At 50.7% G+C, this 9,296-nt stretch carries 6 protein-coding genes; 3 read left to right on the forward strand and 3 right to left on the reverse strand.

What is annotated here, in order from left to right:
- Positions 1 to 117: 117 nt before the first annotated feature.
- The 3 genes from prfC (at position 118) to ACQ4M4_RS21410 (ending at position 5,983) form a co-directional block, all read left to right on the forward strand.
- Complete coding sequence (gene prfC, locus ACQ4M4_RS21400) at positions 118 to 1,809, forward strand: peptide chain release factor 3 (RefSeq protein ID WP_430686500.1); 1,692 nt, start codon at positions 118 to 120, stop codon at positions 1,807 to 1,809.
- A 467-nt stretch (positions 1,810 to 2,276) separates the two neighbouring features.
- Positions 2,277 to 4,763, forward strand: coding sequence for a M48 family metalloprotease (locus tag ACQ4M4_RS21405; RefSeq protein ID WP_430686501.1), 2,487 nt, complete (start codon positions 2,277 to 2,279; stop codon positions 4,761 to 4,763).
- 785 nt (positions 4,764 to 5,548) lie between these two features.
- Positions 5,549 to 5,983 carry an RNA recognition motif domain-containing protein gene (locus ACQ4M4_RS21410; RefSeq protein ID WP_430686502.1) on the forward strand — a complete coding sequence of 145 codons (435 nt, stop codon included), beginning with the start codon at positions 5,549 to 5,551 and terminating at the stop codon, positions 5,981 to 5,983.
- 596 nt (positions 5,984 to 6,579) lie between these two features.
- Here ACQ4M4_RS21410 and ACQ4M4_RS21415 read toward each other — a convergent pair.
- From ACQ4M4_RS21415 to ACQ4M4_RS21425, 3 genes are all read right to left on the reverse strand, one after another.
- Positions 6,580 to 7,431: an acyl-CoA desaturase gene (locus ACQ4M4_RS21415; protein ID WP_430686503.1), complete on the reverse strand. Its 852-nt coding sequence runs from the start codon at positions 7,429 to 7,431 to the stop codon at positions 6,580 to 6,582.
- Positions 7,432 to 7,530: 99 nt separating this feature from the next.
- A complete protein-coding gene (gene hemN / locus ACQ4M4_RS21420) occupies positions 7,531 to 8,916 on the reverse strand; it encodes an oxygen-independent coproporphyrinogen III oxidase (RefSeq protein WP_430686504.1) in 1,386 nt (461 codons plus the stop codon).
- 103 nt (positions 8,917 to 9,019) lie between these two features.
- A complete protein-coding gene (locus ACQ4M4_RS21425) occupies positions 9,020 to 9,193 on the reverse strand; it encodes a hypothetical protein (RefSeq protein WP_430686505.1) in 174 nt (57 codons plus the stop codon).
- Between the last annotated feature and the right edge of the window lie 103 nt (positions 9,194 to 9,296).

Below are 9,296 nucleotides of genomic sequence, written 5' to 3' on the forward strand. Positions count from 1 at the left end.
AGTTCATGGGATTCCATCGCATCGAGCGCTACAAAAACTTTGGCTAATGTTGCCCCAATGTTGCCAACGTGACGGCAACGACTAGTTCACCGGGTAGAAGTTCCGATAGTTCCTATAATGTTGGTTAGTTCTTGCAGCAGTACGGCTGCGATCGCCCTCTGGTTTCCCATGTCCACCGAATTAATCTCCGACTTACAGACTGAAATTGCCGAAGCCGTGAGCCATCGGCGCAACTTTGCTATCATTTCGCACCCTGACGCGGGTAAGACCACCCTCACAGAAAAGTTGCTGCTGTATGGAGGAGCGATTCACGAGGCGGGAGCGGTGAAGGCGCGTCGGGCACAGCGCCACGCTACGTCAGACTGGATGGAGATGGAACAACAGCGGGGAATTTCGATTACCTCTACCGTGCTGCAATTTGACTACAGCGGGTTTTGCATTAATCTGCTGGATACCCCAGGCCACCAAGACTTTAGTGAAGACACCTACCGCACCCTGGCCGCTGCCGACAATGCAGTCATGCTAGAAGATGCTGCCAAAGGTCTGGAGCCACAAACCCGCAAACTGTTTGAAGTGTGCCGCATGCGGGGTATTCCTATTTTTACCTTTTTCAACAAACTTGACCGCCCCAGCCGAGATCCCTTTGAGCTGATGGACGAGATCGAGCAGGAGCTAGGGCTACAAACCTATGCGGTGAACTGGCCCATTGGTACGGGCGATCGCTTTAAGGGGGTGTTTGATCGACGCACTCGCAAAATTCACCTATTTGAGCGAACAGCTCACGGCAGCCGCACCGCCAAAGACACCATCATTGACCTGGGCGATCCGCGCATTGAAGAAGTGCTGGAAACCGACCTCTACTACCAGTTCAAAGAAGAGTTGGAACTGCTAGAGGGAGCCGGAACGGAGTTTGACCTCGACCTGGTGCACCAGGGCAAAATGACCCCGGTTTTCTTCGGTAGCGCCATGACCAACTTTGGGGTGGAGCTATTTTTGCAATCTTTTTTGGACTATGCGCTCAAGCCCGCATCTCGTCGCAGCACTCAGGGCGAGATTGAGCCCACCAAGCCCGAGTTTTCTGGCTTTGTGTTTAAGCTACAGGCCAACATGGATCCTAAACACCGCGATCGCATCGCATTTATTCGCGTGTGCTCGGGCAAGTTTGAAAAAGACATGGTGGTGAGCCACGCCCGCACTGGTAAATCTGTGCGCCTGTCCCATCCGCAAAAGCTGTTTGGCCAGGGCCGCGAATCGCTAGATGAAGCCTATCCCGGCGATGTGATTGGTCTTAACAACCCAGGGGTGTTTGCCATTGGCGACACGATTTACGTTGGCCAAAAGCTGGAATATGAAGGCATTCCGTCCTTTTCGCCAGAACTGTTTGCCTATTTGCGCAACCCCAACCCCTCCAAGTTTAAGCAGTTCCAAAAAGGGGTAAATGAACTGCGAGAAGAAGGTGCAGTGCAGATCATGTACTCGACGGACGAATCGAAGCGAGAGCCAATCTTAGCCGCTGTGGGGCAATTGCAATTTGAAGTGGTGCAGTTTCGTCTGCAAAACGAGTACAACGTAGAAACGCGGCTCGACCCGTTGGGCTTTAGCGTGGCGCGATGGGTTGGCGGCGGCTGGGAAGCGCTGGACAAGGTTGGTCGCTTGTTCAACACGGCAACCGTCAAGGATAGCTGGGGTCGTCCGGTGCTGCTGTTCAAAAATGAGTGGAACTGCCAGCAAGTTGAAGGCGAACATCCCGAACTACAGCTTCGCCGCATTGCACCTGTGGTATCGGGGCAAGAGCCCATCTCAATGTAATCGGTGGGTCAGGGTCTAGACCTGTGATTGTTGTGGAAGTGCTGCGATGAACCACTTCCACAACAAACGACTACCCATGTGAAATCCGAGCCAAAATCCACGTTAGGTTAACGCGAGTTTTAATAAGCAAAAGCCCATGATTGCAATCATGGGCTTTTTGAGGTTTGCGCATTGCGCAAACCTCAAAAAACCTTTAACCGAAGCTCAGCAGGACTTACTCAAGTCCATCAAGTTTAGTGTGTTTCTGTTGTATGCAGGGTGCATTGCACCCTGCATACAACAGAAATCAGAAATGCGTAAGTTCTACTCAGGTTAGGTGATCTGCTTGAGGATGGGGCTAGCCGATGAAGGTGGGCTGCGTATTCGATGCAGTCTTTGATGTAGCGGCAGATCCGTATTTTCCTGTCAGTAGGGTGCGATTCGGGTGAACTATACTGGCTGGTTGTGGCGAACGAGGCCAGGAGTTCATGACCGATCGCTCTGAGGAAGAACCCCTTCAGCCCTATGCAGGCGAGGCCGGCTCTGGTGAGCCTGGTAGGCTTGCGCTAGAGGCAGGGTTGGCCGCACTCAAAAACCAGGATGTGGAAGGTGCGATCGCCCTTTTAGAAAGTGTGTTGCACTCCAATGCGCAGCCTGCCACCGACCTGAGGGCACGAGCTGGGTTGATTCGCGCTTATGAACTCGCAGGGCATGTGGAAGCCGCGATCGCCCTATGCCAGTTCCTTCAGGGCAGCTCTAGCGCCCAAGCCCGACAGTGGGCCTCCAAAACGTTACGATCGCTCACCCAAAAATATCCCCAAGCTACAACCCAGCCAACCCCAGCCCCATCGCCCTCATCCCCTCCAGAGACGACCTCCTCACGTCCCATCATCCAGCCGTTTCCGCTTAGCCCAAATGCCGACCTGGAAGCAGGGCTAACGCGCGGCCCCAAACGCGGAACCTCGCCGCCGCGATCGCAAATTGCTCAACCGCACATGAATCAACCTCCAGCGAACCCCCCTTCACCAAGCCAGCCCGAGCCCAACTCGGCAGTAAGCAGCGCATCGGCCAGCTCGTCGGCCAGCTCATTGGATAGTTGGCCAGACTCGGTTTCTGCGTTTACAGAGCCTGCTCGCCGTGCCCCCGCCACTCAGCCCAGTCAGCGGGCTCAGCGGTGGAGTGCTCTTGCCCCCGTCAGCCCATGGAAGCTGCGAGGATGGATGGCCTTGACCATAGCCGCCATGATTTTTATGTTGACTGTGGTGACTCGTGGTTTGATGATGCTGTTTAACGCCACGTTGGGTCATATCAATATTCCTTTTGTGTTCGATTTTCGAACCTTGGCGCTATACAGCAGCCCAATCCAGGCTGTCTTCCTCTTCATCCTCATCATGCTGTGCATTTCGCCGCTTGTGCTGACGCTGTTGCTGCGGTCTTTTCATGGCATGAAATCCCTGAGTTTGCAAGATTTGAGGCAGGTGAGCCCCGAAGCCGCCCGCCTCGTTGAACAAACCTTTGTGAAAACTCGCAATCAACTCCATCGCAGCTCCTTTACGGCGTTGCCAGTGGTGGGATCGATTGTGTCCCATGCACATGTGCCAGAATTGGCGATTTTGCCGACCTCGGCACCGCTCATCTTTTGTTACGGCTTGCGGCCTTCGCCCCTGGCCTGCCTGGTGATTAGCCAGGGGTTGCTGGATCACTTGGAGGATGAGGAGATTGCCGCCCTGGTTGCCGCAGAAATTGCTCACATCCAGCATTACGATTTTGTGGTGATGTCGATGGTGTTGGCGATCGCTTATTTGCCTTTTTTGGCCTATTGTGGGCTGGCCCGTTGGAGCGATCGCTTTTCCAATCGCGTTGTGCAAACTTTACTGAATGCTGTAGCAGCGGGGTTTTACGGCATCTATTGGTTGATTCGACTTTGTGGACTGGGATTGTCTCGATTTCGCAGCTACGATGGCGATCGCACCGCGACGGCTTTGACGGGCAATCCCAACGAGTTAACGCGGGCCTTGCTCAAACTCACTGTTCGCCTCGCGCACGAGTGTCAAACTCAGCGCCATACGCCTCCCCTTTTGGAAGTGGTGGAGTTCATGTTGCCGGTGTCGGTGCAGCAATCGCTCACGCTGGGCAGCATGTATGCGTATACGCCCGAGATCCGACTACTGGACTGGGATCGGCTTCACCCCTATCGACACTGGTTGTCGATTCGCAATACCCATCCTCCTCTGGGTGATCGCCTGCAACAACTGACACAAATTGCTCGCTACTGGCGTCTCACTCCCGAACTTGACCTAGCGGCTCCTCCCAAGCAAAAGGTTCCGCCTAAGATGGATCGATTGTTTTTACAGCAGTCTGGCCCATTTCTGGGGGCTGGAATTGGCCTTGTGATTGGCATGATGGTGTTTTTGTTTGGAGCAGTTGCCCTCCGCACGGGAGCGATTGAGTTTGCATGGCTTAATCGACCGGGAATCCTGGTCGGTTGCAGCCTGTTGGGGTTCAGCGTGGGCATGCTACTCCGCATTAATGCGTTCTTTCCCGATATCAAATCCACCAATATACAGTCGAACCCTGCGATCGCTCCATTCCTCAGCGATCCAGAAGCGATGCCCATTCCCAGCACTCCAGTGCGCTTGCAGGGTACCCTGCTAGGTCGCACCAACGCCCAAAACGTGGCTCATCAAGATCTCTTTCTGCAACTGGCGCAAGGAGAGCTCATCAAGCTGCACTATGTCTCGGTGCTAGGCCCTTGTGATGGGTGCTTACCTCAACCTCGTCATCCGCGCAATTTTATTAACCGCTCGGTTGTGATTACCGGCTGGCTGCGGCGTGGCGCAACTTTATGGATCGATATTGATACCCTGCAAACCCCCACAGGCAAAACCCTAAAAGCTGGACATCCCATTTGGTCTACCGTTATGGCGATCGCATCTACGTTGATTGCCTGTTACCTCTTTGTCACCATTCGCTAAACCAACCATCAACCAGCCAGTTCCACAAAACGCATAAGTGTGAGGGGCGATGCGGTGGCTACCATCGATGGATGATAGATGATGGGTGATGGGTTTACCAATGACAGATCCTCTAAAACCATCAGAATTTTGCACTTAGGTGCGTCAGCCCTGCAAGATGGCAGAACTTACGCAGTTGTCAGTTGAATGATGGTTAGAGCACTTAGCGCCCCAACCACCATTCAATCCCCTGGTTTTTTCGATGACGTGCGCCAGTCCTACATGGGATGTTGCAAGAAGATCCGCATGGTGTTACATTTCTTAACAAGAGTTTGTTGTAGTCAGGGCGGCTTCACATTGCTAGCTGCTTTGTATAGCTAGTCATGTATGGCGATGGTTCATGGTCGTGCTGTTCTTTCAAATTCTCCTTCCAACACAGCAAGCAAGACCGGCCACTTGTACAGGTGGCTGGTTTTTATTTTCATTGCGGCTAAGTTGAGCAATCTCTTTGGCAATTACCTTGATGATGCATTGCAACTGTACCCATCTGCAAAATCAAGAAATCATCCACTTTGACGATTCTTAGGTCTGATAACCGTGATACCTTAGTGAATGGTGTAGAGATACCGGAACAACAAGATAAGCGAAGGCTTTTGAAGAACTTTTTCAAATGCCATAGATGCAGTTCGAGAAATATACATAACAAGAATTTTCTCGTCGTGGGTCTTGCTCTGAGGGTGTTTGTCGGTATAGCAATCCTTTCTAGCAAATTCGTCTAAACCAGCGTGTGGAGGAATCTTTAGTCTATGTCTGTTCGTCTTTATGTAGGCAATTTGCCGAAAGAAGTAGAGCGCCAAGAGCTAGTAGACCTGTTTGCAGAGTTTAGTGATTCAGTAACCACCAAAGTGATTACCGATCGCAAAACGGGTAAATGCCGTGGATTTGGGTTTATTACAGCTCAGTCGGATGAAATCGCTGACCAAATCATTGAAAAATTCAATGGTCACTCCTTTAAGGACAGCGAACTCAAGATCGAAAAAGCCAACCCCCGCGCCAAGGGCAAGGGTGACGAAGATGGAGAAACTCCAGATGTGTCCTCTAGCTCGAATGCTCGCCGTAAGGGTAAGTCTAGCAGCAAGAAGTCGGGCGGCGATAACGAAGCCGTACAGCCCGATCCACGCTGGGCACAAGAGTTGGAAAAACTAAAAAGCTTGCTGGCGACACAAACGGCCAATTCCTAATTTGGTGAGTGTCAGACTGATTAGCTCGACACGTTAGGTTATAGCAATTTAGCAATAGGTCGTAGCTGTTGGAAGTGAATGCTTCAACAGTTACGACTTTTTTTGATTTTGGTGAAATGCCTGAACTTAATTGCGGTATGGCGATCGCCCGGTTCGTTTAGGTCAAGCAGCCCTTTAATAACCAAAGTCGCTAACGTTCAAAGCCGTGTCGTGGATACTAACAGCGAAGCCTCATCTTTTGGGTGCAGATTTTGAGTTTGGTAAGGACGCGATCGCCACATGAAAACTGCATATAGAAATCGCCACATAAAAATCGCCACATAAAAATCGCACACAGGAAAAGAGAACTGGTAAGAGGTTGCTTACCAGTTCTCTTATGGGGGACACCAGAGATTTTGTCGTCTCGATTCAGCAAATCGTTGGAATCTGCTGAATTTGAACTAATGTCGGTTTTAGATGGGCCGAGGCCCTCATGTTTGCGTGTGCGTTGTGCACACAAACATGGGCTTTTCTGGGGATTGTGCTATGCGACTCCTTAGAAAAAGCGTTGCCGAGACTGGCGTTAACTAGGGCATGACGTTAGTTGAGACATGACGTTAACTAGGGCGATCGCGCCAGTTTTTGGGAGGCAGAATGACCTTTTGAGCCAACCCCAACAGTTGCAGCACTCGAATTGCCCACCAGGTCACATCAATTTCCCACCACTGCCATCCGGCCTTCGCCACCATTGGGTGAGCATGGTGATTGTTGTGCCAGCCTTCGCCGTAGGTTAGCAAAGCCGCCCACCACAGGTTGCGCGAGTTGTCTTGCGTAACAAAGGTGCGGTAGCCCCACATATGGGTGACCGAGTTGATAAACCAAGTGCTGTGCCACAGCAGCACCGCACGCACGGCCATCCCCCACAGCACAAACGACCATCCACCCAATCCATACAACAGAATGCCTAGCGGTATCTGAAGCAGCAAAAAATTGCGATTGAGCCAGCGATAAAAGGGCTGCCGCGCTAGATCGGGAGCAAAGCGATGATACTGCTCGTAGTCAAAAAAATGGGCCTGTGGGTAAACCAGCCACAGCATATGGCTCCACCAAAAGCCCCGTTGGGCAGAGTACGGATCTTTCTGTTTATCTTCGGTGAAGGCGTGGTGCAAGCGGTGCCCAGCCACCCAAAAGATGGGGCCACCCTGCATGGCTAACGCGCCCACAATGGCGATCGCATATTCCAACCACTTGGGTACCTGAAAACTGCGATGGCTTAACAATCGGTGATAGCCCAAACAAATGCCAATACTGCCAAATAGCCAGTGCAGCACCAGCATGACCCCCAATGCAGACCAAGAAAAGAACCACAGCGCTGCACAAGCCAAACCATGAACGAGCACAAAAAAAATAACGAAAGGCCAACTGATCGGAGATCGATCAGGAGACGCAGGAGTGAAATTCACAGTCATGAAATCCTACACACCTAAATAATCGTGAACGTAATACGGTGACTGAATTCAACCCATGTCAGTACTATCCGCACAGCAAGCAGATAACACCGTCCTGGGTTAAATTGATTTTGAGAAGTTAGTCCCAGCCTTTTGATGCAAATACGCATCAAATACAGATGCAATATTGCGAATGAGCAAGCGACCAATGGGGGTGACTTGAATGCGATCGCCCACAAGTTCTATCAAGCTATCTTCTTCTAAATGCTGAAGCTGGCGCATTTCGTTGGCAAAATAGCGATCAAAGTTGAGCTGATAGCGTTGCTCAATCGCCGATTTGGAAATGTAGAACTGACACATCAACTCCATGATGATGAATCGTCGAACGATGTCATCTTGCGAGAGTCGCACCCCTCGCTCGGTTGGTAAAATGCCTGCTTCTATAGAGCGCACATAGCTTTGCAAATGCTTGTGATGCTGGGCATAGGCATCGTGCAACATGCTAATCGATGTGAGCCCAAATCCCAACAGTTCGCTATCGGCTAGGGTTGTATACCCTTGAAAATTACGCTTTAAGGTTCCTTGCCGCTGGGCGATCGCCAGTTCATCATTGGGTTTTGCAAAGTGATCCATCCCGATGTACTGATAGCGCCGATCGGTTAGAGTTTCGATTGCCATGTTAAGAATATCCAGCTTTTCCGATGCATTGGGTAATGCATGTTCAGCAATATGCTTTTGCACTGGTTTTAGCCAGGGAATATAGGCAAAGCTAAACACAGCTATCCGATCGGGGTTGAGGTCGATCGTTTTTTCGATCGTTTGAGTAAAGGATGATAGCGATTGATAGGGAAGACCATAAATCAGGTCAACATTCACGCTATCAAACTGCGCAGTTCGAACCGAATCCATCACATCAAACAGCATGGACTCAGGCTGTACTCGATTCACTGCGATCTGCACTTTTGGATCAAAATCCTGAATACCAAAGCTAATGCGATTGAACCCAATTTCGCGCAGGGCAAAAATATAGTCTCGATCAACATAGCGTGGATTGATTTCGATTGAAATTTCTGCATCGGGCGCAAACTGAAAGTGACGATGCAGAACACGCCACAGCAATTCTACTTGCTCGATATCCAGATAGTTTGGAGTACCCCCACCCCAGTGCATTTGCATCACTGGACGAGATGTATCTACCAAGGTTGCTGTCTGCCGTATTTCTTGAATCAGGCACTCTAGATACGATTGAGCTGCGGTTTTGCTGTTGGTCACAATGACATTGCAACCACAAAAGTAGCAGGCTGATTGGCAAAAAGGGATGTGAACGTAGAGCGATAAAGGAGACTGTCGTTGATTAGACGCGGCGATCGCCTCGGCAAAGCATGCTCCATCAAAGTTGGGGGTAAACTCTGCTGCCGTTGGGTAGCTGGTATAGCGTGGCAACGGACGTTCGTATCTTTGCAGTAATTCAGCATCAAATTGAACTGGAGACGATGTAAAAACCATGAACGAAGCATTCTCCTCTCAAAGTTAGGTCAATTGTTAAGGTGTACCTACAGTATTCAAGCTTTTATCAATGTGTTTTCAACACAAGCCTTCAAACTCAGTGCTAGATAACATATTCGGCGATCGCCTGATCTGTCGATTTTGAATGCGAGGATGAATGCGTGCGACGTTCCGTACTTCCTGGTTTTTCTTGGCGCGTCAACAAGTCAAAGGCATGGTCACCAATTGCGGTTTTGACATCAGACTCTAGTTCGGGCGTGCTGAAAAAGTATTTCACGAGTTTTAAGAAGACAGACGGTTAAATCTTGGGATTCGCTAGAACTTAAGCAGCAGCCAGGGCGCATTGAGGATCGCGCCACTGCCGCTGCCATCGGTTGAAC

The sequence above is a fragment of the Leptolyngbya sp. AN02str genome, from assembly GCF_050565595.1.
In the GTDB taxonomy this organism is placed as follows: domain Bacteria; phylum Cyanobacteriota; class Cyanobacteriia; order Elainellales; family Elainellaceae; genus Kaiparowitsia.

Excerpts from the sequence above, each read along its gene's own strand:
- ACQ4M4_RS21405 (WP_430686501.1), top strand. The coding sequence starts at position 2,277 with ATGACCGATCGCTCTGAGGAAGAACCCCTTCAGCCCTATGCAGGCGAG.
- ACQ4M4_RS21410 (WP_430686502.1), top strand. The coding sequence starts at position 5,549 with ATGTCTGTTCGTCTTTATGTAGGCAATTTGCCGAAAGAAGTAGAGCGC.
- ACQ4M4_RS21415 (WP_430686503.1), bottom strand. The coding sequence starts at position 7,431 with ATGACTGTGAATTTCACTCCTGCGTCTCCTGATCGATCTCCGATCAGT.
- hemN (WP_430686504.1), bottom strand. The coding sequence starts at position 8,916 with ATGGTTTTTACATCGTCTCCAGTTCAATTTGATGCTGAATTACTGCAA.
- prfC (WP_430686500.1), top strand. The coding sequence starts at position 118 with ATGTTGGTTAGTTCTTGCAGCAGTACGGCTGCGATCGCCCTCTGGTTT.